Genomic DNA, 24,766 nt, shown 5'->3' with positions numbered 1-24,766 from the left:
GGTAAATGAATAGTGAGCATAAGGTCTTAATCCCCGTTCCGGCGCTTTTTAGCTTTGAAGAATGTCTGTGGTTTCTTAACAGGAATTATGATGACTGTCTGCATATCATCAAAGGCGATACCATCTTTAAGGCATTGGAAGTGGGAGCGGAAATGCTGCTGGTGTCCATCCGCGAGCATTCGGATTTCCTCGAACTGGAAATTCTCAAAGGAGAAGCGACGCATGAAAATAAATCCTATCTCATTGGTTATGTGTGTGAATGGTTTGATATGGATACCAACATTCAGCCGTTTTACGACTTGCTGAAAGCCGATGGACGCATTGCCTACATGGCCGAAGATTATAAAGGCCTGCGGATGATTGGCATTTCAAATCTTTTCGAAGCCATTTGCTGGTGCATTATCGGTCAGCAGATTAATTTGTCCTTTGCCTATAAAGTGAAGCGGAGGCTGGTGGAACATTATGGTAAGCGCATTGACCATGAAAATGAATCCTACTACGTTTTTCCTGAGCCCGAAGTGCTCGCAGCAGCTGATCCGGACCTTTTGAAGGATATGCAGTTCTCGAAGCAAAAATCGGATTACGTGATTGGCATTGCCAGGGCGTTTGCAAACGGAAGCTTAGATAAAGAAGCAATTCGCGCATTACCCGACTTTGCAGCACGTAAAAAAGCATTGACGGATCACAAGGGAATCGGTGTATGGACGGCTAATTATGTTTTAATGAAGTCGTTGCAGGAACCAGGCGGCATTCCGCACGGTGATATCGGTTTGTTGAATGCACTTTCCAATCACAACATTATCCAGGACAGAAGTGAAACAGGCAAGATCGATGCACTTTTTCAGCAGTTTGCAGGCTGGGAGAGTTACCTGGTCTTTTATCTCTGGCGGAGCCTCACTTTCAAGGTTTTAGCGTAATGTGCTGTTTTGGTTTCCACTTCAAGTAAGCTTCCCGCATACAATGTCCGCATGGTCGGAAACCTTGCGCCAGTGCCTCTTTCTCTGAATTGAAAAACACCCGGTTCTTCATTTTCATGCGCTTTCCCGAATTACATTGAAATGTTCCGTAAATTTTGAGACGAGCATTTCCGCCATAACAGATTACGTGATCGTCAATTATTTTCTTCAACCTTCTGCTCGTTTGAAACGACGGAGGTCCGAGGTCCGAGTGCCTGATCATCGCTTTCAGCTTAATGCGTCGTGAAAAATGATTCCCAGCGTGAAGCGGTTGCCGTAAGTCACTTCGGAAACCCCATGCTTCATATTGACGCGATAGTAACCCTTCGTTCCCTTCACAGGTTTGAAATTGGTTGTGAAGACCAGTATGTCTCCTTTCTTGGGTTTCAAAACGATGGCTTTCGACTGAGCGCGCGGCGTTTGTTGAGTCAACACAAATTCTCCTCCTGTATAATCCTTCTCAGGATCGCTAAGGAAAATAATCAGCTGAATAGGAAAGAACAGATCTCCGTACAAGTCCTGATGCAACGTATTGTGCCCGCCTTCGTCGTATTTCAGGATCAAAACCGTAGGTTTGGTTTGTTGCTGCTCGTGACACTTTGTCTGAAAGTCTTGGAAATCAGCCGGGTAATGTTGGTCAATGTTAAGGACTTGCATCCACTTATTGGCAACCGGGGCGAGTTTGGAATAAAAGCTTTCGCGTAATAGCTGGATAATGTCCGGCAGCGGATATTGAAAATATTTATATTCTCCTAACCCAAACCGATAACGCTCCATCACGATCGTCTTTCGATAATGTGCTGGTTCATTGTAAGATGCAATCAGTTCATCGCATTCCGAAGGCGAAAGGACCTGTTCTATTAGTCCGTATCCTTTACTGTGCAGCTCTTCGGTGATGCGTAACCAATCTGATGTTTCAATGTTCTTCATTCGTCTGACTTCTGTTTGATCCGATCTAATATTGATAGGACAAAAATAGATGCCGAGGGACCGCTGAAAAACCTGAATCTTGCTAGCTTTTAGTTATCATATACATTAGGAAGAAAGCACCGACTCGTCCTTGCGCTCACCGATCTGCTGGCGCCACATGGCATAATACAAGCCTTTTTCATCCAGCAACGCATGATGGCTTCCAGTTTCCACTACATGTCCTTTTTCCAGCACGTAAATGCGATCCGCATGCATAATGGTCGACAACCTGTGCGCGATCATGACCGTAATGTGCTGACGCTGATCGGTAATGTTGCGGATTGTGTTGGAAATTTCTTCTTCGGTCAACGAATCCAATGCAGAGGTTGCTTCATCGAAAATCAGCAAATGCGGCTCACGCAGCAGCGCACGGGCAATGGATAAACGCTGGCGCTCACCACCCGAAAGTTTTAATCCGCCTTCGCCGATCACCGTATCAATGCCGCTTTCAGCTCTCGACAGCAAGTTATAACAAGCCGCTTTCAGCAACACATCGTTGATCATTTCATCCGTTGCACCGGGGTTTACAAAAAGCAGGTTTTCTTTGATTGTGCCTGAAAACAGTTGTGTATCCTGCGTTACAAAGCCAATTTTATTCCTGATTTCATCAAAATCAATGTTGTTACCATCTATGCCATTGTAATATACAGCTCCTAAAATGGGATGATAAAGGCCCACGAGAAGCTTAACCAATGTCGTCTTTCCCGAGCCGGACGGTCCAACGAATGCAATGGTCTCGCCCCGTTTAACGTCAAAAGAAATATCTTCCAAAGCGGGCCGGTTAGCAGATTGATGCTGAAACCTGACCTGTTCAAATCGCAGCTCTTCTATGTCTGTAATCACCTCGGGATTTACAGGCTTGCGTTCAACGGGCCTGGCCAGCAATGTTTGCAGATTATTCAGTGACGCTTCGGCCTCGCGATAGGAGAGGATCACATTGCCCAGTTCTTGCAAAGGCCCGAAAATGAAGAACGAATAAAACTGCATCATCATCATTTGCCCTACGGTAATCCGGTCCCGGAAGACGAAGAACAGCAATGCGAACATGATACATTGTTGAAGGAAATTCACGAATGTGCCTTGTATAAAGCTTATAGAGCGGATGCTTTTTACCTTTCTGAGTTCCAGTTTGAGGATTTTGAACGTCGTCGTGTTCAGGCGGGTTATTTCCTGATTGGTCAGGCCGAGGCTTTTGACCAGTTCAATGTTCCGCAGCGATTCGGTCGTGGACCCAGCCAGCGCTGTAGTTTCTTTGACGATGTTCTTCTGGATTGACTTGATTTTTTTGCTCAAAACACTCGTCAGAACGGCCAGTATCACCGAGCCAACCAGGTAAATAAGCGGCAATGAAGGACTGAGCTTAAAGGCAACGACAACCACAAACACGATTCCTACCAATGTGGCAAAGAGCACGTTAACGAAGCTGGTAATGAATTTTTCACAATCCGCCCTAACCTTTTGCAGCACCGAGAGTGTTTCACCGCTGCGCTGGTCTTCAAAATCCTGGAACGGGAGGCGTAATGCATGGCGTAACCCATCTGTATAAAGGTTCGCGCCAAACTTCTGGATCACGACATTGACGACATAATCCTGAAATGCTTTGGCGATCCTTGAAACCATGGCTACGCCAATGATCATGAGCAGGCCGATGAGGATGCCCTTGAAAAAAGCGTCGTCCAGGCCATTATCACGGTAATATTGTGCTTTGTTGGCGTAAGGGTCGATGAGGTAATTACCGAGAATGTAGGGGTTCAGGAGCGAAAAGACCTGATTGATGGCTGCGAGTACAAGCGCCAGGAAAATGAGGGCTTTGTACCGGCTAAGGTATTGTATTAATAATTTCATGGTGAATGAGAGGCGAACCAGCGATAGACTATTATGGGAAACCGAAAATCCGGTAATTTAATTCTCGAAGAACGCAGAAGAATGCAGACAGGGCAATAAAAAAGACATCCGTTCGGGATGTCTGATCTTTGGTAGCGGGGAGCAGAATCGAACTGCCGACCTTAGGGTTATGAATCCTACGCTCTAACCATCTGAGCTACCCCGCCGTGTTATTGTGGTGCAAAAGTATGTTAAAAAAAATTAAAGTCCAATGCGTTTTTTCAATTTTCGCCCTAAATTTTCGTTTGGATAAAAGAGCAAAAATTAACTTTGATGACATTTATTGTTGAATTATGCTATATTACAGCTTTTAAAATCAGCATATAAGGCGGTACTGTTGTGGTTAACCCTTTTTAATTTTAGTTCATATGGAAAAATATAAATTTGTTACTGAATTTGAATTGCGATCCTCTCCAAAAGTACTCTTTCCATATATATCGACGCCCTCGGGACTGGAACAATGGTTTGCTGAAAAAGTCACTGTACTGCCCGATCACCGGTTTGACTTCCAGTGGGACGGCGACAGCCACATTGCCAGACAGACCGGTTTGCGTATCAATAAAGCAGTAAGATTTGATTTTGAAAATACAAGTGATGATAATCTGGACAACAATCATGTGGAACTAAAACTTGAAGTTAGCGAGTTAACCCAGACAACATTCCTGCGCGTGACCGACTATTCGTCCAACCGCGATGAGCGCGAGATGGCTTCGCTTTGGGATGGCTTTATTGATAATTTGAAAGATATCGTTGGTAGTTGATGAAAAAGCTTGATAAGCTTATATTGATGTCCTTTTGGGGGCCGTTTGTAATAACAATGTCCGTCGTGGTTTTCGTCTTTCTGATGCGGATCATGATTTTTTACATAGATGATTTCGTTTCCAAAGACCTTGGGATAACGGATTACGCGCAATTATTCTTCTTTTTCAGCCTGATCACGGTTCCTACCGCGCTTCCGCTGGCCATGCTGCTTTCATCGCTGATGGCATTCGGTAACCTGGGTGAATTCTTCGAGCTGACCGCTATAAAGAGTGCGGGAATATCAGTTGTGCGTGCTATGGCGCCGCTTTTCATTGTCGCAGTTTCCGTAAGTGCATTCTCATTTTATTTCAATGATCGAATTTCTCCGTGGGCTAATTTGAAGGGTTACAGCCTTTTATATGACATCAAGACCACGAAAGCCACATTGAAGATAAAGGAAGGGATTTTTTACAACGATCTCCCTGGGTTTAGCATTAAGGTCGATAAGAAGGAAGAGAATGGTAAGTTGAAGGGAATGGTGATCTATAAGCATAGCAATCGTTCGTATGAAGTGGGGAATACCGAAATCATACTGGCGGACTCGGGCCGGATGTATTCCATCAATGATAACCGTTACCTGGTGATCGAGCTTTATAACGGAACGCGTTACACGGATGAGGTGAGTTCGGGCACTGCGCGGCCTGCGTATATATCTTCACCGATAGGTGGCGGCAGCATGCCGAATTACTCCAATTTCAGTCGCAATTCGTTCAAGCACTTCCGTTTGACGGAAAGCCTTTCGTCGTTTGGTATGAAGCGCACGGATGAAGGACAGTTCAAATACCACGAGTTCATGAAGAACATCAGCGACCTGACTTCAACGGCTGATTCGCTCCGTAATTCCTATAATGAGACGCGGAAAAACCTCGTAGCCGGCAGCCAGCAATATTATTCCTACAATTATCGAGAAGGAACCGATAAAACGCTGAAAAAAGGCCCCTGGATTGATTCTTTGCTGAATAAACCTGTTTCGGACAGCTTGAAAAAGGAGATTTTAATGAATACAAAAAGCGCGGCGAACAGTATGCTGAGCTACACCAAATCACAGAAGGATTACTTGCAGACGAAGCTGAAAGATGCAACCAAGTACGAATTGGAAAAACACCATAAATATACCAATGCATTATCCTGCCTGATCATGTTCCTGATTGGCGCGCCGCTGGGTGCCATCATTAAAAAAGGCGGGTTTGGGGTGCCGGTCCTGGTATCCATTATTTTCTTTATCCTGCTTTATGTCCTGACCAACCAGGGAGACAAATGGGTAAGGGAAGGGATGCTCGCTGTGCCCGTAGGCGCGTGGATGGCTAATACAGTGCTCCTTTTGACCGGATTATACTTCATCGACCGGGCCCGGAGTGACTCGCGGTTGTTTGAAAAAGATGTCTATTTGATGTTTGTCAAAAGAATAAAAGAAAGATGGGTAAGTAGATTTGGAAAAAGGACGCTTATTCAATCATAGTAAAATTATATTTTTATTTCAGGCCGAAAATCGTAATTTTGCGTCCTTATTTACAGCAGGGTGCTGTGAAAAGTCCAAAAATAATTAATCTGTTGTTACAATTATGTATTTAACCGCGGAAAAGAAGACCGAGATCTTCGAATCAAAAGGTTTTAAGAAAGAAGGCGGAGACACTGGATCTGCTGAATCACAAATTGCTTTATTTACGTATCGTATCAATTATTTGAACGAGCACTTAAAAACGCACAAAAAAGATAACGATACAAGACTTGGTCTACTCAAAATGGTAGGTAAGCGCCGTAGATTGTTGGATTATCTGTACAAAAAGGACATTAACCGCTACCGTGCGATTATTGCCGAACTGAACATACGTAAGTAATTTAAAATCAGGGAACTTCATCTACATGAAAGTTCCCTGATTTTTTGCGGAATTAACAAATTTGGAACGTCAGGATGGCGTTTCGCAGCTACAAAAAACAATATTTTATGCTCTTTAATATAGTTACCAAGACTATACCCTTGCCAGACGGAAGGGAAATCACCATTGAAACAGGGAAATTAGCAAAGCAGGCCGACGGTTCGGTTGTAGTTCGTTTGGGCAACACCATGTTGCTGGCGACAGTCGTGGCTAATAAAGATATTAAAGAAGGTCTTGACTTCTTACCATTATCAGTTGATTATCAAGAAAAATTCGCATCTGCGGGACGTATTCCCGGAAGCTTCCAGCGTCGTGAAGGCAAGTTGTCTGATCCGGAGGTTTTGACAAGCCGCCTGGTGGACCGCGTTTTGCGTCCGTTGTTCCCGGATGATTATCACGCAGAAGTTCAGGTTAACCTTATGCTGATGTCGGCTGATGCAACTGCATTGCCTGATGCATTGGCAGCTTTGGCAGCTTCTGCTGCACTTGCCGCTTCGGATATTCCTTTCGGCGGACCGGTTTCAGAAGTTCGCGTTGCGAAAATTGATGGCCAGTATGTTGTTAACCCAGGTTCAGTGGAGCTGGAACGTGCAACATTGGAGCTGATGGTAGGCGCAACCTACAATGATATCGCGATGGTAGAAGGCGAAATGAGCGAAGTGTCTGAGGAAGAGGTTGTGGAAGCATTGAAAGTAGCTCATGAGGTTATCAAGCAGCAATGCCTTGCTTTGAAAGAGTTCGAAGCGGCAGTTGGCAAAACAGAAAAGAGAGAATACGTAGGTGATGCAGCAGACGAAGTGCTTGAAGCTCGTTTGAGAACATTTGCTTATGATAAAATATACAAGGTAACCCAGTTGGGCTCTACCAACAAAACAGTTAGGAAAGAAGGTTTCAAAGCAGTTTGGGAAGAATTCATTGCTTCGGTTCCTGAGGATGAAGAAGGTTTTGACAAATCCCTAGCAAAACGTTATTTCAATGACCTGGTTTGGGAAGCGTCACGTCGCCTGGTTTTGGATGAAAGGATCCGTCTTGACGGTCGTAAACTGGATGAAGTTCGTCCTATTGCTTCTGAAATCGACTTCTTGCCAAATGCACACGGTTCTGCCTTGTTTACAAGAGGAGAAACGCAGTCATTGACAACGGTAACATTGGGTACGAAAAATGACGAGCAGATTGTTGATACGCCGATGAAATACGGTTACAGCAAATTCATGCTGCATTATAACTTCCCTGGATTTTCAACTGGTGAAGTGAAACCGAACCGTGGTCCTGGCCGTCGCGAGGTGGGTCATGGTAACCTGGCTTTGCGTGCATTGAAAAAAGTATTGCCCGTTGCCGAAGACAATCCATACACAATACGTATCGTATCTGATATTCTTGAATCAAACGGTTCGTCTTCGATGGCGACGGTTTGTGCGGGTTCTCTTGCGTTGATGGATTCAGGTTTGAAGATCAAAGCGCCGGTTTCCGGAATTGCTATGGGTCTTATCTCAGACGAAAAAACAGGCAAATATGCGGTTCTTTCCGACATTTTAGGTGACGAAGATCACTTGGGAGATATGGACTTCAAGGTAACCGGAACTGAAAAAGGAATTACGGCTTGCCAGATGGATATGAAAGTAAACGGACTTTCGTATGAAGTTTTGACAGAGGCGCTGATGCAGGCGAAAGCAGGCAGATTGCACATTCTGGGTGAAATGAACAAGACGATGACTGAAAGCCGTGCCGATCTGAAACCACATACACCACGTGCTGTCGTGATCAAGATCGACCGTGAAATGATTGGTGCCGTAATCGGGCCTGGTGGTAAGGTTGTTCAGGATATCCAGAAAGAATCCGGCGCTACGGTTTCTATCGAGGAAAAAGATGGAGCAGGATTTGTAAGTATATTCTCTGCCGATAAGACTTCGATGGATAAGGCAGTTGCCCGTATCAAAGGAATTATCCTGGTGCCGGAAATCGGAGAGATCTATTCTGGTAAAGTGAAATCAATCATGCCGTTTGGCGCGTTTGTTGAATTCTTGCCAGGAAAAGACGGCTTGCTTCACATATCCGAAATCAAATGGGAACGTCTTGAAAAAATGGATGGTGTTCTTGAAGTAGGAGAGGAAGTTCAGGTTAAATTAGTAGAGATCGATAAGAAGACTGGTAAGTACCGTCTGTCACGGAAAGTATTGCTGCCGAAGCCAGAGAACAAAAATGATTAAAATAGTGTTTTTGGAAACAGGGGCAATATTTAATGTCGTTATATATAAAAATAATAAAAGATAGATGAGACAGCTAAAGATCAGTAAGCAAATTACCAACCGTGAGAGTCAGTCGTTAGACAAGTATTTGCAAGAAATCGGGAAGGTGGATTTGTTGACGCCGGACGAGGAAGTGACGTTAGCTCAGAAAATTAGGGATGGTGATCAGCTTGCATTGGAAAGACTTACTAAAGCGAATCTTCGCTTTGTGGTGTCTGTGGCCAAGCAATATCAGAATCAGGGCTTGTCATTGGGCGACTTGATTAATGAAGGTAACTTGGGTTTGATTAAAGCTGCTCAGCGTTTTGACGAAACAAGAGGTTTTAAATTCATTTCTTACGCAGTTTGGTGGATTCGCCAATCTATTCTGCAAGCGCTTGCTGAGCAGTCGAGGATTGTACGTTTACCCCTTAACCGTGTAGGTTCTTTAAATAAAATATCAAAGACTTTTTCAGAACTAGAGCAGCGTTTTGAGCGTGAGCCTTCTCCTGAGGAATTGGCAGAAGTGCTTGAAATTTCTTCCTCCGAGGTTGTTGATACGATGAAAATTTCGGGCCGTCACGTGTCTATGGATGCTCCGTTTGTTCAAGGTGAGGAAAACAGCCTTCTGGATGTGTTAGAGAATGATCTGGAAGACAAGCCCGATTCCGGTTTGGTGAATGAATCATTGCGTAAGGAAGTTCAGAGAGCACTTTGCACATTGACACAGCGTGAGGCGGACGTTATCGCATTGTATTTCGGTTTGAATGGCGAGCATGCCATGACGCTGGAAGAGATCGGTGAGAAGTTTAACCTTACCCGTGAACGCGTTCGTCAGATCAAAGAAAAGGCGATCAGAAGATTGCGCCACGTATCGAGAAGCAAGGCGTTGAAAACATACCTGGGTTAATCTCAGCTGATCATGTTGCAATTAACCAGTGATTTAATACAGTATTGATTAAATAGCCTCTTAATGAGGCTATTTTTATTTACAGATATGGCCATTTTACAACCTTTGGTGGATCTCGCCGCCATTTGCTATGCACAGGGAATCCGGCACGTCGTGGTCTCTCCCGGCTCACGCAGCGCTGCGCTTACGCTCGCATTTACGCGCTTCGGGCGCTTCACATTACACGTGTGCATGGATGAGCGCTCGGCGGGCTTCATAGGCCTGGGAATAGCGCAGCAAACAGGCGTTCCAGTGGTGTTAATATGCACATCCGGCAGTGCAGTGTACAACTTTGCGCCGGCTGTCTCTGAGGCGTTTTTCCAGCAAATACCGCTGGTTGTTATTTCCGCTGACCGGCCGAAGGAATGGTTGCATCAATACGATGGGCAGACGATCTATCAGAGCGAAATATTTGGCAAACACATCAAGCGTTCCTTTGAATTCTCGGCTGATTATGCGCACGCAGATGTGCAATGGGCCATTAATAGGATGTCAAACGAAGCAGTAACGCTGGCAGCAACGGTTCCGGCAGGTCCGGTGCACATCAATGTTCCGATCAGAGAGCCATTCTATCCTGCGCCGGGTGATGAAATGATTCCGTCTCCGAATTTGAGGATTATCCAGCGCCAATCGGCGGAGAAAATCCTTGCCCAGGAGGAATGGAATGCATTGCTGGATGCGTTTGAAGACTGCCCGAAAATACTGATCGCTGCCGGTCAGCAAATGCCCGATCAGGCGCTGAGCAATGTGCTGAATAAGATCTCGGAAGAGTGGGACATCCCGGTCCTGGCTGATCATATTGCAAACATTTCCGGAGCAAAGATCATCCGCAACCACGATCTGTTTCTGGGAGGAAGTAATGTCAAGGAACTGGTGCCTGACCTGCTAATTACATTCGGTTTGTCATTCATTTCAAAAGATTTTAAACAATTTATCAGGAAGAACCCACCCAAGCTGCATTGGCACATCGGAGAAGACGCTTTTCTGGCCGATCCAACGCAATCTTTGACAAGAACGGTTCCTGTTTCTCCTCAATATTTTTTTAAAAATCTATTTGAGAAGCTTGATTATCAGCTATTTGTACAGAATTCGGATCCTGAAACAGACTCAGCCTACCTTACCGCTTTTGTTAATAATGATACATTAGCAGCTACTACAAGAGATAAATATTTAGGTAATCTATCTTTAGTATCTGATTTAACATCGTTAGATCTCCTATTTAAATATACTAATAATAATATTCAGTTACATGTTGCGAACAGCATGTCTATCCGCTACGTCAATTTGCTAGACCTCGGCAGCAGCATTAATGATGTCTTTTGTAATAGAGGAACGAGCGGAATCGACGGTTGTGTGAGCACTGCTATTGGTGCTGCGCTGGTCAGTGAGCAGGACACTTTGTTGGTTGTCGGAGACGTTGCGTTCATGTACGATCGCAACGGTTTGCTGATTAACTCACTTCCGGAAAATCTTAAAATTGTGGTGATCAATAATGCCGGTGGAAATATCTTCCGGATGATCGACGGCCCGTCCAGCTTGCCCGAGGTTGAGACTTATTTCGAAACCAGACATACATTTTCAGCCAGGCGCACTTGCGAGGATTCTGGCATTGCCTATTTTAATTGTAATGAAATAGGATTGTTAGAGACCTCTATCAATTCGTTTCTAGACAACAAAGGCATCAGCTTGTTGGAAATCTTTACTGATCCTTACGAGAATGAAAGGGTTTGGAAAGGATTGAAAAAGTTGGGTAAGGAGTAATAGGTGAGAAGTATTTCACAAGAAAGATCAGCGACAGTTTTTTGCAGATTCAGCCATTGAAATGGAGTCCTTCAAAACAACGCCTTGGTTCCAGATCCTGCAAGCTTCCGTAAGGTTCTTTTGCTGGAAGTAAGCTTGGCCTGTAAGTCCATAAAGCATATCGACCGGCTCGGCAATATCGATGGCTTTTGTGAATGCTTTAATCGCCTTGTCGCGCGCGCCTGCCTGCTGATAATAGATGCCGAGATTGCGGAAGGCGTATCCGTTTTTGGGTAGCCTGTCAAGCGATTTTTCGATGAGTTCCTTGGCTTGCTCCGGCGAACCTGTCTGCAACAGGACATAGCCTTTGTTGTTGAGCGAATAAGGATCGTTGGGCGTTGCTGCCAGAACCTTATCAAAGTAGGAAAGTGCCGTTTTCCAATTCCTTTCTTTTGTCGCAATTAATCCCAGATTGTTGAGCGCTTCGGGTTGAACCGGATTCAAAGCCAGGGCATTTTCAAAATCTTCCTTGGCTGCTTTCCAGTTTTTAAGGCCGTAGTATATAGCTCCCCGGTTGACATACGCTTCAACATTCAGCTTCTGTAATTGGATCGAGCGATCGTAGTCGGCAAGTGCAAGGGATGCATTGCCTTCCGCACCCAGCAGATTTCCACGCACAAGGAAAAACCGCGATGAATCCTTATAATCTTTTTCAATCTGCTGCAAGTCCTGCTTTGCTTCGCGCAAACGTCCCAAATCAAGCCCTGATTCTGCCCTAACGAGATTCGCCTGTGTGAGTGTAGGGTCAATTTTAATTGCTTCTGTCAAAATCTCGTGGGCATCTTCCGGCCTGCCCATTTTCAATAAAGTTATCCCTTTATTGAGGTAGGCGTCCGAAAAATCTGCATTTTTGGCAATTGCTTCGTCGTACAGACGTAATGCTTCGGCATAGTTCTTTTGACTAAGAGCCTTGTTACCTTTCAGAAAGAAGTCAGCGGCATCTTTCTTATCCTGACCAGAACAAGCGCAAAGAATTAGCACTAATAATATTGGTATTTTATTTAGTTTAATACTGATAACCATAGAGTTGCAACAATTTATAAAATGAGATATATTAAGGATATACCCAACGACAAATTTAAGATCGGCCTTTATCAATGGAACAATAAATACATTATCAAAATCGAATCCGGCATGTATGAGCAAACTTACAAAATCGATGACTACGAAATTGAAAGTCCGGCAGAAATAGAACGCTGCATGGACGTATCGTTTATTGCTTCGATTACCTCCCGTTTTGATGCAATGCATGATGATTTTTCGGAGTCTTTACGGCGTAATGAAGTGATCTTCTGAGGTTATAAATAATGCCTTTATTATCAACGTATACGGTTTTAGTACACTTTTCGTTAGATAGCAAACAATTTTAAGAGGTAAGAGCGCACCAAAATACTCTTTAAAAAGATATGGTTAATGACATTAATTCAAATCAAAAATTCACCAACTCAGTCTCTATGGTTTTTAAACACGGCGCCTCCACTTTTGGAATGCTTTTATATGTTGGCGCATCTTCGGTTTTTGCTCAGAATACATTAAGCGTAACCGAACCGGAAGCCCATTTTCGAAATGGCCTGGAATATTATGAAAAGTCTAACTACGTCGCAGCCAGGCAGGAATTCAACGAGTTTTTAGGCACAGATGATAAGTTGCTGAGCACCACGGACTATAATAAGGTTACGGCTGAATATTATGTGGCAGTTACAGGCTTGTATCTGAACTATCCCGAAGCGGAAGTACAAGTGGACCGTTTCGTGAAAAACCATTCAGAACATCCGAAAGCACAGCAGATTTATGGAGATCTCGGCCGGTATTACTACGAATCCGGACAATATGAAAAGGCCATTACTTATCTGGATAAAGCTGTTAATGTAGGAGGAAGCGGCGCGAATAAGTTGGAAAGCACGTATCAGTTGGCCATGTCTTATTATAATACGCAGCAACTGGATGCGGCGCTGCCGTTGTTTAACCAGGTCAAAACGGAGACTTCTTTCGCCAATGCAGGCGATGCTTCGTTTTACGCCGGTGTGATCAATTACCAGAAGAACAAATTCGAAGAAGCCTATCAGGATTTTCAGCGGATCGAGGATCATCCTTACTATAAGAACGAGGCGCCAAACTGGATTATCTCATCTTTATATCAATTGAAGCGTTACGATGAGCTGCTAGCTTACGGCGAGAAGATCTTAAAATCGCAAAGAGGCAATACTAAACTGGATGACGTTGCATTGTACGTAGCAGAAGTATATTACGAGAAAGGTGATTATGCTGCCGCAGTAACTTCTTACGAGCGTTACAAGCGAATGAAACCAGGCGTTGTGCCTCCGACAGTGGCATTGCATTATGGTCATGCGCTTTTCAGAAGCGGTAACTATGAAGGTGCAATAACAAACTTGAAACCCGTCGGACCGGGCAAAGATTCTGTTTCGCAGTACGCCTCATATATCCTGGGAATCAGCTACTTAAAGACTTCTAAATTAACTTATGCTTTAACAGCATTTGACAATGCCGCTAAGCTTGACTTTAACCCTGTTGTTAAAGAAGAAGCCGCTTATAACCATGCAAAGGTTCAGCTGGAGTCGGGGAACAACAATGAGGCCGTAAAGGAGTTTAACGACTTCATGGCAAGATATCCTGAAAGCAAACATACAGAGGAAGCCACCGAATTAGTAGCAGAAGGATATGCCAGCGCAAGCAACTCGGTTGGGGCAATAAAGTACATTGAGGGCCTTTCTAAGCGGAATGCTAAAATAAATGGCACCTATCAGAGGCTTACTTACAACCAAGGCGTGTTGGATTTCAATGCGCAGAAGTTTGATAACGCTATTGTAATGTTTGATAAGTCCATCAAGTTTCCTATTGATGAGCAACTTTTCATTTCTGCAACATACTACAAAGCGGAGTCCACATATGGTTTGAACAAAGTTGACGAAGCTGCCAACCTGTACTCGCAGATCTCAAAAAATCCGAAGGCAGGCATTTATGCAAGAAAGAGCTTGTATGCTTTGGGATACATTTACTATAACCAGAAAAAATACGCTCAGGCATTAACATACTTTAAGGAGTTTACGAACAACATTGAAGGCATCGAGCCGGCGATGATTGAAGATGGCTTTTCCCGATTAGCGGATTGCTACCTGGCTGCCAAGAATTACAATGAGGCAATTAAAACCTACGAGCAGGTTTCGTCCAAAGGTAAAGTGGATAAGGATTATGCATTGTTCCAGAAGGCCCGTGCTTATGTATACATGAACCGGGAGCAGGAAGCACGCAGACAGTTTGATTTGCTGATCAGCCAATATCCGCAGTCGAGATATCTGGATGATGCCTATTTCCAGCTGGCCGACATTGATTTCCAAAAACAGAGCTATTCTGCTGCTGTGAAAGGTTTCACGAGAATGATCAATGAGAAGCCGAAGAGCAACGCGATCCCCGCAGCATTGCTTCGTCGTGCGCAGTCGTACTATAACTTGCAGGTGTACGAACAAGCAATCGTCGATTTCCGTAAGATCTTGACTGAATATGCTGACTCCCCATCCGCAAACAGCGCTTTGGAAGGGATTCAGGAAGCCTATACGGCTGTTGGACGTCCCGAAGAGTTTACCCAGGTGTTGGGCGTTGTAAGGAAAAACAATCCGGGTAACGAGAAGCTCGAAGAAGTGGAGTTCGACAATGTGCGTAACCTTTATTATGCAGAGAAATATGAGAACGCGATCAATGCGTTGCAGGGCTTCATTCAGAGTTACCCGGCGAGTAAGCATCAGTATGACGCGAACTATTTCATCGCTTCTTCTTACGACAAGAGCGGCAAAGTGAATGAAGCATTGCAATATTTCACTAAAGTGGTTCAGCAGAACAAATCGACGTTTGTTGCCGCAGCTGCCCAGCGCTCCGCAGAATTGGAAATCGCCCGTGGCAATTACAACAATGCGGTTTCAAACTTCCGGGTGCTGCTCCGCAATTCAGAAAGCAAGAAAGAACAGGCGCAGGCCTGGGTTGGCTTGATGGACACCTACTATACATTGAAGAGCTACGACTCCACATTGTATTATGCCAAAGAAGTCATCAATAGCGGTAACCTGATCCCGGGTGCGGTTGGCAAAGCCCAGCTGTATGCGGGTAAAGTGCCCTACGACCGTGGGGATCTGACAAAAGCAGCCGAAGAGTTTAAAAAGATCGCTGCTACGTCAAAAGATGAATACGGCGCCGAGGCTAGTTACTGGGCAGCAACGATTCTTTTCAAAAACAAGAAATTCAAAGAGGCTGAGACGGCGATCATTGAGATGGGCAAGAATTTCGAGGGATATGATTACTGGCGTGTAAGGTCTTTTATACTGCTTGCTGAGGTGTACGTAGGATTGAACGAAATGGGACAGGCTAAGGCCACATTAACCTCCATTATCGATAATTCCGACGATAAAGAAGCAGTTGAGCTTGCTAAGGAAAAATTGGCTCAGATCAGTAAATAAAAAGATTCATTCCTGCGGGACTAACAGAAAATATTAAGACTCATGACGAAATCCACCGCGATACGTTCTTCCTTATTTCTATTGACACTTGGCTTTTCTTCCCAGTTCGCTCTGGCGCAACGGGGGGAGATCGAAAGCCAGACCTATGAGATTGTAAAAGAAAAAAGCATTGAATTCGCCCCTGCAAACCGGGTGTATGATAAAGTAGATCCGATAAAAGGTGAAACGGGCAAGAAAAAAGTTGATTACCAGATCATTGATCCGCAAATCGACCTTTCGTCGCCAAAGCTGACGCCAAGCGTAGCAGCTTCATCGGACGAACAGAAACGCAAGGACGAACCGGATGTGCTCAATAACTATGTTAAACTTGGTGCTGGGAACTACGGCCGTTTCCTGGGCGAAGCATTTGTAGGCGGCCGTCCTTCCGAAGATCTGGTTTTTACTACGCAGTTGAAACATTTGTCAGCCGCCAATGGTCCGGTTGATAACAAGAACTCTGCTAATGCATCCACCAATTTCAGAATAGGCGGTAAATACATTCGCAGCAAGTATAAGGTAGAGGCAGCCCTGGACTATGATCGTAAGAACTACTATTTCTACGGCTACCAGCCACAGCCCGAAACTGTTCAGGTGAACCGGGACAGCATCCGTCAGACGATTAACAGGTTTGGCGTAGCATTGGGTTTTGAAAATACAGATGCTTCTGTGCTGGTTGATTATTCCGTTAAAACGAGCCTGCACACACTGCGCGACCGTTATGAAGCTTCTGAATTGGACTGGGGGACCAAGTTAATGGCTTCCGTGCCGCTATCGGAATCGTTTAATGCATTATTGGAAGCAGACGCCTTCGTGACCCAACGTGTAGACCGTTTTACTTATAACAGGAATCTGTTCCGGGTAAAACCAACATTCAAATACACATCCGACCTGTTCTCGGTAACCGCGGGGATTAATGTGGCCAACGAAACAGACAGCGAATTGGAGATCAACAGAACGAAAGCATTCCCGGTCCTGAACATTGACGTTGCACCTTTTGACGGGCTGCACGTTTTCGCCGGCTGGAATGGAGATATGGTGAGGAATACTTTGAAAAGTATGCTGGGCGAGAACATGTGGCTGGCTCCCAACGTTCAAATACTTAACACTGATAAGGACTCTGAAATCAGTGCAGGGGTAAAAGGTGAGGGACTTGCCGGTTTCAATTATGAAGGTAAAGTTGCTTACACGCAATACAGAAATTTTTATTATTTCAACAATTCGCTGGCCGACACATCCCAATTCTCGATCATTTACGATCCTGGCAAGACAAAAGTGCTGAGCATTTCCGGTCAGGCAGGTTACAACTTTAATGATCTGTTCAAAACCTCTGTTAAAGTAAACTTCTTTGATTACTCTGTTGCAGACCTTGAAGAGCCTTGGCACCGTCCTGATCTTACGCTAAACTGGTTTAATGCGCTTGCGATCAGCAAAAAATTATTCGTAACAGCGGATTTTTATATGCTGAGAGGAATAAAAGCAAAAAATTTCCAGAGCGGCGAGGTGACCAAATTACCTGTTATTGCGGACCTGAATTTCAAGATTGATTATCTGTTAACCAGGAACTTCTCTGCATTCGTAGCCCTCAACAATGTGTTGGGTAAGCAATATCAGCGTTACCAGTATTACCCGCAGCAAGGACTAAACTTTATTGGAGGATTATCGTTTTCTTTTTAACTTCGCTGAGTTAACTGAAAAAACATTCATGATAGCAGTCGAAACAGTCATCCGAAAACTTGTAGGTGAATATGAATTTGTAATCATTCCAGGATTCGGAGCATTGCTTTCGCACCAGATCCCGGCTGCTTATGATTCAATGTCGCAGACTTTTTCTCCTCCTGCTAAGAAGCTGGCATTCAATGAGTTTCTTAAACTGGATGATGGACTCTTAGCCAATTACATTTCGCGTCATGAAAGCTTGTCGCATTTGGAAGCAGTTGAATATGTAAAAGGTTACACGGATGAACTTCGCCATAACCTCGAACAACACGGCCGGGCGCAGATCATGGGGATTGGGGATTTCAGCAAGAATATCGAGGGTAAGCTGGTTTTCGAGCCGAACACGGAGAAATATTTCAAAGATGAATGGTATGGTTTTGAGAAGATCAGGGCTAAGCAGGTTGATAAAAACATAGTTCCGATTGCAGTTGCAGACACTTACATTGCTGAGGAACAAGTTGAAGTCATTGAATCAGAAGAGGATCGAACAGGTACATTTAAGTGGGTAAGATGGGCCGCTGCGGCAGCCATAGCCACATTGATCTGCGGTTTGAGTGTGTTTTTGGTTAATTCAAGAAGCGGAGACATTCAAAGCACATTGAACCCGTTCACCGAGTTGTTTGCCAGAACAGAAGCAACAAATGAGGAGAAATCGGAGACGACCGTTGTTGAACCGGAAACTGTTCAACCAACCGCACAACCGGTATCAATTACTGATTCTGTCGCTGTAACCAACTTGCCGGTTGAAACTGCGAAACCTTTAAAGAATGATTCGGTTAAAGCAAAAATTGCAATCCCGGCGGTTAAGCCAGAACCGGTTGCAACCATCGAGCGAGCATCATCTTCTAAGTTCTATGTGATTGCAGGAACATTTAAAGGAATCAAGCAAGCCAAAGTGCTTTTGGCAGAGTTAAAAGAGAAAGGATTTGAAGACGCCAGCATTTTGCCTCCCGACCGGTTCGGCAAGAAGGTGAAGGTAGCAACAAACGGCTACGGCACCGAGACCGATGCTTACCGCGCCTCTAACAAATTGAAAGGAGTGATCGGAGAAGCGGGCTGGGTTTACAAGAAAAAATAATCTCAATAAACATAGAGAAGGAAGCATTAAAGTGCTTCCTTTTTTCGTAACACACGATTTTTTTTAATTTTACGTTGTTGAAATAGCAAAATAATAGCAAATATAATGATTGTATTACAAGCCGAAGATCGTCAGAGAATTGCAGTGTCCTGGGCTATGTCCATCGGGATCACCATCGCAATGCTGGGCATATTCTTCTTTATCAGGCTGAACAGTTCAATACCAAAAGTGGCTCCTATGGAGCTTTTTGTGGAAGTGAACTACGGAACAGATAAGGTGGGCCGCGGAGATGTGCAGACGTTTAACAAACCCAACGACAGCAAGGTCGCTGAAAATATGCGGGCAGATGCTGATGAGGTGAAAAAAGTTAAGTCCGTTGCGACACCCAAACCAACACCGCCGACTCCTCCGAAGATTGAGCCGGTGAAACCCACAAAAACGGTTGCTGAGAAGCCTGTAATTACATCCAAAGCTGAGAGCCCGGTGGAAGCGCCTGAGAAGAATGAGAGCAAGAAATCGACCGGTTCAGAAGCTTCATCTGCCCCGGCTGCCAAGCCGACTCCTGAAAAGGCGGTAAATAAGGATGCATTGTTTACAAAATCATCCGGAAGCAAGTCAGGAAGCAATGGCACAAATGGTACAAAAAGCGGCGTGGGTGGCAATAACAATGGCGATGATGCAGACGGCGTAGGTGACAAGGGTTCTAAAACAGGAAGCTTGTTTGCCAAGACATATAAGGGTGAAGGCGGCGGTGGCGGAACGGCGGTAGGGTTAAGCCTATCCGGTTGGAGCTGGTCGAGAAGGCCGGTTGTGGATGATAATTCGGATGCTACGGGCGATATTACATTCAAGATCACCGTAGATAAGAATGGCCGTGTGAAGAGCATTATCACGCAGAACACAACAGTTACCGATTATTCAGTTGTTAATAAATACAAAAGCGCAGTGCGCGATTTGACCTTTATCCCAAAGTCATCAAACGTGCCAGACGAATCGGTAGGAACGATCACATTTAAAATCCGTTCCCAATAGTCTTCAGAATGAATTACCAGGAAACATTGGATTATCTGTATAGCCGCTTGCCGGTTTTTCAGAACATTGGGGCCCGTGCTTTTAAGCCGGGCCTTCATACTACCCGGGAGCTTTGTAATTTTCTCGGAGATCCCCAGAATCATTACCCAACCATCCATATTGGCGGAACTAATGGCAAAGGGAGCACATCTCATATGCTTGCTGCTATGTTGCAACACGCGGGTTATAAGGTTGGGCTCTACACATCACCCCATTTAAAGGATTTTCGGGAAAGAATCCGGGTTAATGGTCACTTTGTAACAGAAGAGTTCATTATTGACTTTATCAGTGAAAATAAATCTAACATTGAAAGATTGTCGCCTTCATTCTTTGAAGCGACTGTTGCCATGGCATTTTCGTATTTCTCAAAAATGGAAGTGGATGTTGCGGTAATCGAGGTTGGGATGGGCGGAAGGCTGGACTCAACCAACATTATAACACCAGAACTGTCCATAATCACCAACATCAGCCTGGATCACACGCAGTATTTAGGCGAGACGCTGGAAGAAATAGCCGCTGAGAAGGCTGGCATAATTAAACCAAACATTCCAGTTATAGTCAGTGAAAAGCAGTCTGACTCTATCAGTCGTGTTCTTTCCAATGCAGCCCTAAATGTGGATGCACCGATTATATATGCGTCAGAACAGTATAATGTGCAGAAAAAAAGTCTTCGGGATGGCTTGTTGGAAGTAGATGTAATTGAAAAAGAAACGCTTACGAGTATCTTTGAAGGATTGCGTTTAGACCTTACCGGTGCTTATCAGCTAAAGAACATTGCAGGCGTTGTAGCAGCAATTCAGACATTAAGAGAAATGGGTTGGACGCTTTCTGACTCGCAAGTAAGGGCGGCTCTTTCGGCTGTCACCAAAATTACAGGCTTAAAAGGGCGCTGGCAAAAGCTCCGCGAAAAGCCGGATGTTTATTGCGATACCGGCCATAATACCGCCGGATTAGCGTCCGCATTGGAGCAGTTTGAAAGCGTCGCAACCGGCGCGCAGCGTTTTGTTGTGGGCTTTGTTGGCGATAAGGACATCACTTCCATGCTGCAATTATTTCCCTCAGACGGCGTATTTTACTTTTGTCAGCCGTCCAATTTGCGTGCACTGGATGTCAAAGAGCTGACACAGCTGGCCGCTTCCTATGGCCTGGAAGGAAGGGGTTTTTTGAATGTGAATGATGCATTGGATACTGCAATTGCCGAGTCCGATCCACAGGACACTATCTACGTGGGTGGAAGCACTTTTGTAGTGGCCGACATCAAAGATTTGTAATCGATTATTGAATAGAATGACCAGAAGAAAGTTAGAACACTACAAGTTTAGCGCCGACGCCGCGAATGTTATTGAAGCAGGAAAACCCTTATATACCCAAATCAAAGGCCATTGGAATAGTTTATACTTTGAAAATGATCACCCCGTTGTCGTTGAGCTTGCCTGTGGGAAGGGTGAATACACCATTGGATTAGGCAAGCAGTTCCCGGAAAAGAACTTCATCGGGATGGATATCAAGGGAGACCGCATCGCAAGGGGCAGTCTCATTGCGACTGAGAACAAACTCACTAATGTTGCCTTTTTGCGGGCAGGCATCCAGTATGCAGATGAATTTTTTGAAGACAATGAGCTCGGTGAGATCTGGCTTATTCATCCGGATCCGCAGGTTAGGGATCGGGACGAGAACAAAAGGCTGACAAATGCTGAATTCCTAGCGCGCTATGCAAAATACTTAAAGCCAGGAGGCAGGTTTTACCTGAAAACAGACAGCACCTTCCTATACGAGTACAGTCTTGAAAAGCTGAGCGAATCGGGAAGCTTTACGATCATCGAACACACGGCCGATCTTTACGAGTCGCATCTGCACGACGAGCATTATGGGGTCAAGACACATTATGAAAGCATATTTGTATCGAAAGGATATACGATCAAATACATTAAAGCAGTTGTCTCTTAAAGAAAACGGCCTTTTTATCAATCGATAAAAAGGCCGTTTTCTTTATGCTCATCTATTTCTTACTTGCCGATCAGGCTTGCGAAGTAGTAAACTGTTCTTACCAATTGAGATACGTAAGACATTTCATTGTCGTACCAAGCCACAGTTCTAACGATCTGTGTATCACCAACTTTCTGAACTCTTGTTTGCGTAGCGTCGAAAAGTGATCCGTAGTTGATACCGATGATGTCGCTGCTCACGATTTCATCTTCTGTGTATCCGTAGCTTTCGTTAGATGCCTCTTTCATAGCAGCATTGATCTCTTCAACCGATGTTTCTTTTCCAAGAATAACAGTTAATTCAGTCAATGAACCAGTCAATGTTGGTACACGTTGTGCAGAACCGTCCAGTTTTCCTTTCAATGCAGGAAGAACAAGCCCGATTGCTTTCGCAGCACCCGTGCTGTTAGGAACGATATTCTGTGCAGCTGCACGAGCTCTTCTCAAATCACCTTTTGGATGCGGTGCATCTTGTGTGTTCTGATCATTTGTATATGCATGGATGGTGGTCATCAAACCATTCACGATGCCGTATTTCTCTTCCAACACCTGAGCCATTGGCGCAAGGCAGTTGGTTGTACAAGAAGCACCGCTGATGATGGTTTCAGAACCGTCCAGAATGTCATGATTCACATTGAAGACGATTGTTTTCAGGTCGCCGGTAGCAGGAGCGGAGATAACCACTTTTTTCGCACCAGCTTTAATGTGCGCACTTGCAGACTCCTGGCTTGTAAAGAAACCTGTACATTCCAGAACAACGTCTACTTCATGTGATGCCCAGGGAATTTGAGCAGGGTCACGTTGTGCATATATTGCGATATTTTCTCCGTTGACAACAACTGAATTGTCAGTAGATTTTACATCAGCATCAAAACGGCCATGGGCAGTGTCATATTTAAGCAGGTGGGCCAGTACTTTTGGGCTGGTAAGGTCATTGATAGCAACTATATCGATGCCTTCCATATTATAAATCTGACGGTAAACCAGACGGCCGATCCGGCCGAATCCATTGATAGCAACTTTTACTTTAGACATGTCTTTCTAGTGATTGTTTATTACTGACGCGAAATTAACAAAAATGTGCCCTTATTTAAAGGATTTGCGTAAAAAAGTCAGTCAAAGATCAATTTTCTGATCACTAATTATATTAGTAAAATTAAGCAAATACTATTATTGTTAGTAGATCTGAATTTTTACTAAATCTATTAGTATTTATTTCTGTGCAATTTGTTTACTCTGTTTGATTTATGTCTTTATATTTGTCTGCGAGGGTAGGGCAGCTGACTTCACCATAGCGGACACCTATCCAGCAGACTTTGGGGTGAAATATTGTCTATTTTAAAGATTTGGTGATAACCGCTTTTTTTCAGCTTTGATTTTACAATATCGCATAACTAACTATAATACAGTACTTTAAAACACTTTAACTAATCCATTACTTAAACATGTTTGTTGCAGAAAAGATTGAGTCTTATTGGTCAGACCGGGAATTATTAAAGGATCCTGCCGCCGTGAATTACATCAAGGAAGTCATTGAGGAAGTCGATAAAGGCAGACTACGTGTGGCCGAACCGCAGGAAGATGGTTCATGGAAGGTAAATGAAGCGCTGAAAAAAGCCATCATTTTATATTTTCCTATTCAACAGATGTCCGTTAGCGAGGTTGGCATCTTCGAGTATCATGATAAAATGAAACTGAAGACAGGTTATGACAAATTAGGCGTCAGAGTTGTACCACCAGCCGTTGCGCGCTACGGTGCATACATATCGAAAGGTGTTGTACTGATGCCGTCGTACGTTAACATTGGCGCGTACATTGATGAAGGCACAATGGTTGACACCTGGGCAACTGTCGGAAGCTGTGCACAGATCGGCAAGCACGTTCACCTGAGCGGTGGCGTAGGGATTGGCGGCGTGCTGGAACCTGTACAAGCTGCACCTGTTATTATAGAAGATGGTGCGTTCATTGGTTCACGTTGCATTGTGGTAGAAGGAGCGCATATTGGTAAAAGGGCCGTTCTGGGGGCAGGCGTAACGATTACCGGAAGCTCCAAGATCATAGACGTAACAGGCTCTGAGCCCGTGGAGTACAAAGGTTTTGTTCCGGCAGACTCAGTGGTTATCCCCGGAACCCTTCCAAAGGAATTCGCCTCGGGAACCTATCATGTTCCTTGTGCATTGATCATCGGAAAACGCAAAGCCAGCACTGATCTTAAAACATCCTTAAACGATGCATTGCGTGAAAACAATGTGACAGTTTAAGTTGATAAATTGATATTAATGAAGAGCGTTATCCTGGTAACGCTCTTTTTTTGTGTTCCAAATGTTTGAATGCCTACAAGAAGCTATATATGATGCCATTTATTAATGTAAATAGCATATTGTTTACATTAATAAATAGTTCACTGCACTCATGTTACATTATTAAACTTAATATTTGTAAATAACAATTGCATTTAATAACTTGCATGTAACATTGTAAACTGAGCATTACATGGATTTAAATGATAAAATCAAGCAGATTCTGGCTGACAAAAATATGTCGCCTTCCATATTCGCGGATGAGATCGGCATCCAGCGATCCAGCATGTCCCACATTCTTGCAGGACGTAACAAACCAAGCCTTGATATTGTACAGAAGATTGTCAAGCGCTTCCCTGAAATGGGAACAAATTGGATATTGGATGGTGAAGAGCTTCCAATCGCCTCTTCTGAATTTTTAGCGACCAGTCAATCCAGCCATTTAGAAACACCCACAACCGATAAAAGTCAGGCGGCACGGGATTCAAGCCTTGCTTCGAAATCAGGTGCAGGTAATAGGTATTTTAATGGCCCGTTGCCGATCTCAGCTAACAACACGTCCGATACTCGCCGGATTGAAAAAATTCTTATATTCTACTCAGATGGAACGTTTGAGGAAGTAAAATAGAACCTTTTAACAACGTTAGATA

At 44.2% G+C, this 24,766-nt stretch carries 21 protein-coding genes and 1 tRNA gene; 16 read left to right on the top strand and 6 right to left on the bottom strand.

The features are described 5' to 3' along the window. The first annotated feature begins 5 nt into the window (after positions 1–5). Positions 6–917: a DNA-3-methyladenine glycosylase family protein gene (locus tag G395_RS0103375; protein ID WP_026628783.1), complete on the top strand. Its 912-nt coding sequence runs from the start codon at positions 6–8 to the stop codon at positions 915–917. Here G395_RS0103375 and G395_RS0103370 read toward each other — a convergent pair. From G395_RS0103370 to G395_RS0103355, 4 genes are all read right to left on the bottom strand, one after another. Then, on the bottom strand, positions 901–1,128 hold the full coding sequence (locus G395_RS0103370; RefSeq protein ID WP_229203942.1) for an Ada metal-binding domain-containing protein: 228 nt from the start codon (positions 1,126–1,128) through the stop codon (positions 901–903). The two genes, G395_RS0103375 and G395_RS0103370, sit on opposite strands and share 17 nt — an antisense overlap. A gap of 56 nt (positions 1,129–1,184) precedes the next feature. Then, a complete protein-coding gene (locus tag G395_RS0103365; RefSeq protein ID WP_026628781.1) occupies positions 1,185–1,886 on the bottom strand; it encodes a 2OG-Fe(II) oxygenase in 702 nt (233 codons plus the stop codon). A 105-nt stretch (positions 1,887–1,991) separates the two neighbouring features. Next, positions 1,992–3,770 carry an ABC transporter ATP-binding protein gene (locus tag G395_RS0103360; protein ID WP_026628780.1) on the bottom strand — a complete coding sequence of 593 codons (1,779 nt, stop codon included), beginning with the start codon at positions 3,768–3,770 and terminating at the stop codon, positions 1,992–1,994. Positions 3,771–3,899: 129 nt separating this feature from the next. Beyond that, positions 3,900–3,976: transfer RNA gene (locus G395_RS0103355), tRNA-Met, on the bottom strand. Positions 3,977–4,177: 201 nt separating this feature from the next. Here G395_RS0103355 and G395_RS0103350 point away from each other — a divergent pair. The 6 genes from G395_RS0103350 (at position 4,178) to menD (ending at position 11,422) form a co-directional block, all read left to right on the top strand. Beyond that, a complete protein-coding gene (locus G395_RS0103350) occupies positions 4,178–4,570 on the top strand; it encodes an START-like domain-containing protein (RefSeq protein ID WP_026628779.1) in 393 nt (130 codons plus the stop codon). Beyond that, positions 4,570–6,069 carry an LptF/LptG family permease gene (locus tag G395_RS0103345; protein ID WP_026628778.1) on the top strand — a complete coding sequence of 500 codons (1,500 nt, stop codon included), beginning with the start codon at positions 4,570–4,572 and terminating at the stop codon, positions 6,067–6,069. The genes G395_RS0103350 and G395_RS0103345 overlap by 1 nt, the downstream gene beginning before the upstream one ends. A 103-nt stretch (positions 6,070–6,172) precedes the next feature. Further along, positions 6,173–6,448 (top strand): 30S ribosomal protein S15, encoded by a 276-nt coding sequence (gene rpsO, locus G395_RS0103340; protein WP_026628777.1) that lies wholly within the window; start codon positions 6,173–6,175, stop codon positions 6,446–6,448. A 107-nt stretch (positions 6,449–6,555) separates the two neighbouring features. Next, positions 6,556–8,694 carry a polyribonucleotide nucleotidyltransferase gene (gene pnp, locus G395_RS0103335; protein WP_026628776.1) on the top strand — a complete coding sequence of 713 codons (2,139 nt, stop codon included), beginning with the start codon at positions 6,556–6,558 and terminating at the stop codon, positions 8,692–8,694. Between the two features lie 64 nt (positions 8,695–8,758). Further along, the gene (locus tag G395_RS0103330; protein WP_015810559.1) at positions 8,759–9,622 is read left to right on the top strand and encodes a sigma-70 family RNA polymerase sigma factor; all 864 of its coding nucleotides are present in this window, start codon (positions 8,759–8,761) and stop codon (positions 9,620–9,622) included. A 63-nt stretch (positions 9,623–9,685) separates the two neighbouring features. Continuing rightward, positions 9,686–11,422, top strand: coding sequence for a 2-succinyl-5-enolpyruvyl-6-hydroxy-3-cyclohexene-1-carboxylic-acid synthase (menD, locus tag G395_RS0103325; protein ID WP_229203941.1), 1,737 nt, complete (start codon positions 9,686–9,688; stop codon positions 11,420–11,422). Between the two features lie 27 nt (positions 11,423–11,449). Here the strand turns inward: menD and G395_RS0103320 are convergent, their stop codons facing one another. Then, positions 11,450–12,442 (bottom strand): tetratricopeptide repeat protein, encoded by a 993-nt coding sequence (locus G395_RS0103320; RefSeq protein ID WP_229203940.1) that lies wholly within the window; start codon positions 12,440–12,442, stop codon positions 11,450–11,452. 63 nt (positions 12,443–12,505) lie between these two features. On the opposite strand from G395_RS0103320, the gene G395_RS0103315 reads away from it, so the two are divergent. The 7 genes from G395_RS0103315 to trmB all read left to right on the top strand — a co-directional run bounded on the left by G395_RS0103315 (position 12,506) and on the right by trmB (position 21,778). Next, the gene (locus tag G395_RS0103315) at positions 12,506–12,757 is read left to right on the top strand and encodes a hypothetical protein (RefSeq protein ID WP_026628773.1); all 252 of its coding nucleotides are present in this window, start codon (positions 12,506–12,508) and stop codon (positions 12,755–12,757) included. 158 nt (positions 12,758–12,915) lie between these two features. After that, positions 12,916–15,927, top strand: coding sequence for a tetratricopeptide repeat protein (locus tag G395_RS0103310; protein WP_035360428.1), 3,012 nt, complete (start codon positions 12,916–12,918; stop codon positions 15,925–15,927). Positions 15,928–15,969: 42 nt separating this feature from the next. Then, entirely contained in the window at positions 15,970–17,640 is a 1,671-nt protein-coding gene (locus G395_RS0103305; protein ID WP_035360345.1) for a TonB-dependent receptor, read from the top strand. Between the two features lie 28 nt (positions 17,641–17,668). Then, positions 17,669–18,760, top strand: a complete 1,092-nt coding sequence (locus G395_RS0103300) for an HU domain-containing protein (protein ID WP_026628770.1) — start codon at positions 17,669–17,671, stop codon at positions 18,758–18,760. 105 nt (positions 18,761–18,865) lie between these two features. Further along, complete coding sequence (locus tag G395_RS0103295; protein WP_026628769.1) at positions 18,866–19,792, top strand: hypothetical protein; 927 nt, start codon at positions 18,866–18,868, stop codon at positions 19,790–19,792. Between the two features lie 8 nt (positions 19,793–19,800). Then, a complete protein-coding gene (locus tag G395_RS0103290; protein WP_026628768.1) occupies positions 19,801–21,102 on the top strand; it encodes a bifunctional folylpolyglutamate synthase/dihydrofolate synthase in 1,302 nt (433 codons plus the stop codon). A 16-nt stretch (positions 21,103–21,118) separates the two neighbouring features. Then, positions 21,119–21,778 (top strand): tRNA (guanosine(46)-N7)-methyltransferase TrmB, encoded by a 660-nt coding sequence (gene trmB, locus G395_RS0103285; protein WP_026628767.1) that lies wholly within the window; start codon positions 21,119–21,121, stop codon positions 21,776–21,778. 59 nt (positions 21,779–21,837) lie between these two features. Here trmB and gap read toward each other — a convergent pair whose 3' ends face one another. Beyond that, the gene (gene gap / locus G395_RS0103280; protein WP_026628766.1) at positions 21,838–22,851 is read right to left on the bottom strand and encodes a type I glyceraldehyde-3-phosphate dehydrogenase; all 1,014 of its coding nucleotides are present in this window, start codon (positions 22,849–22,851) and stop codon (positions 21,838–21,840) included. 410 nt (positions 22,852–23,261) lie between these two features. Between gap and G395_RS0103275 the strand changes: the two genes are divergently transcribed. Together G395_RS0103275 and G395_RS0103270 are read left to right on the top strand one after the other, a co-directional pair. After that, a complete protein-coding gene (locus G395_RS0103275; RefSeq protein ID WP_026628765.1) occupies positions 23,262–24,077 on the top strand; it encodes a 2,3,4,5-tetrahydropyridine-2,6-dicarboxylate N-succinyltransferase in 816 nt (271 codons plus the stop codon). Positions 24,078–24,309: 232 nt separating this feature from the next. Beyond that, complete coding sequence (locus G395_RS0103270) at positions 24,310–24,744, top strand: helix-turn-helix transcriptional regulator (RefSeq protein WP_026628764.1); 435 nt, start codon at positions 24,310–24,312, stop codon at positions 24,742–24,744. Positions 24,745–24,766: the final 22 nt, after the last annotated feature.

This window comes from Dyadobacter alkalitolerans DSM 23607 (genome assembly GCF_000428845.1).
GTDB classification, from domain to species: domain Bacteria; phylum Bacteroidota; class Bacteroidia; order Cytophagales; family Spirosomataceae; genus Dyadobacter; species Dyadobacter alkalitolerans.
Note: the sequence above shows the minus strand (reverse complement) of the source record. Positions and strands in the feature narration are given on the sequence as shown.

What these genes read in the sequence shown, in the direction of transcription:
- G395_RS0103375 (WP_026628783.1), top strand. Translation starts at nt 6, where the DNA reads ATGAATAGTGAGCATAAGGTCTTAATCCCCGTTCCGGCGCTTTTTAGC.
- G395_RS0103365 (WP_026628781.1), bottom strand. Translation starts at nt 1,886, where the DNA reads ATGAAGAACATTGAAACATCAGATTGGTTACGCATCACCGAAGAGCTG.
- G395_RS0103360 (WP_026628780.1), bottom strand. Translation starts at nt 3,770, where the DNA reads ATGAAATTATTAATACAATACCTTAGCCGGTACAAAGCCCTCATTTTC.
- G395_RS0103350 (WP_026628779.1), top strand. Translation starts at nt 4,178, where the DNA reads ATGGAAAAATATAAATTTGTTACTGAATTTGAATTGCGATCCTCTCCA.
- G395_RS0103345 (WP_026628778.1), top strand. Translation starts at nt 4,570, where the DNA reads ATGAAAAAGCTTGATAAGCTTATATTGATGTCCTTTTGGGGGCCGTTT.
- rpsO (WP_026628777.1), top strand. Translation starts at nt 6,173, where the DNA reads ATGTATTTAACCGCGGAAAAGAAGACCGAGATCTTCGAATCAAAAGGT.
- pnp (WP_026628776.1), top strand. Translation starts at nt 6,556, where the DNA reads ATGCTCTTTAATATAGTTACCAAGACTATACCCTTGCCAGACGGAAGG.
- G395_RS0103330 (WP_015810559.1), top strand. Translation starts at nt 8,759, where the DNA reads ATGAGACAGCTAAAGATCAGTAAGCAAATTACCAACCGTGAGAGTCAG.
- menD (WP_229203941.1), top strand. Translation starts at nt 9,686, where the DNA reads ATGAGGCTATTTTTATTTACAGATATGGCCATTTTACAACCTTTGGTG.
- G395_RS0103315 (WP_026628773.1), top strand. Translation starts at nt 12,506, where the DNA reads ATGAGATATATTAAGGATATACCCAACGACAAATTTAAGATCGGCCTT.
- G395_RS0103310 (WP_035360428.1), top strand. Translation starts at nt 12,916, where the DNA reads ATGGTTTTTAAACACGGCGCCTCCACTTTTGGAATGCTTTTATATGTT.
- G395_RS0103305 (WP_035360345.1), top strand. Translation starts at nt 15,970, where the DNA reads ATGACGAAATCCACCGCGATACGTTCTTCCTTATTTCTATTGACACTT.
- G395_RS0103300 (WP_026628770.1), top strand. Translation starts at nt 17,669, where the DNA reads ATGATAGCAGTCGAAACAGTCATCCGAAAACTTGTAGGTGAATATGAA.
- G395_RS0103295 (WP_026628769.1), top strand. Translation starts at nt 18,866, where the DNA reads ATGATTGTATTACAAGCCGAAGATCGTCAGAGAATTGCAGTGTCCTGG.
- G395_RS0103290 (WP_026628768.1), top strand. Translation starts at nt 19,801, where the DNA reads ATGAATTACCAGGAAACATTGGATTATCTGTATAGCCGCTTGCCGGTT.
- trmB (WP_026628767.1), top strand. Translation starts at nt 21,119, where the DNA reads ATGACCAGAAGAAAGTTAGAACACTACAAGTTTAGCGCCGACGCCGCG.
- gap (WP_026628766.1), bottom strand. Translation starts at nt 22,851, where the DNA reads ATGTCTAAAGTAAAAGTTGCTATCAATGGATTCGGCCGGATCGGCCGT.
- G395_RS0103275 (WP_026628765.1), top strand. Translation starts at nt 23,262, where the DNA reads ATGTTTGTTGCAGAAAAGATTGAGTCTTATTGGTCAGACCGGGAATTA.
- G395_RS0103270 (WP_026628764.1), top strand. Translation starts at nt 24,310, where the DNA reads ATGGATTTAAATGATAAAATCAAGCAGATTCTGGCTGACAAAAATATG.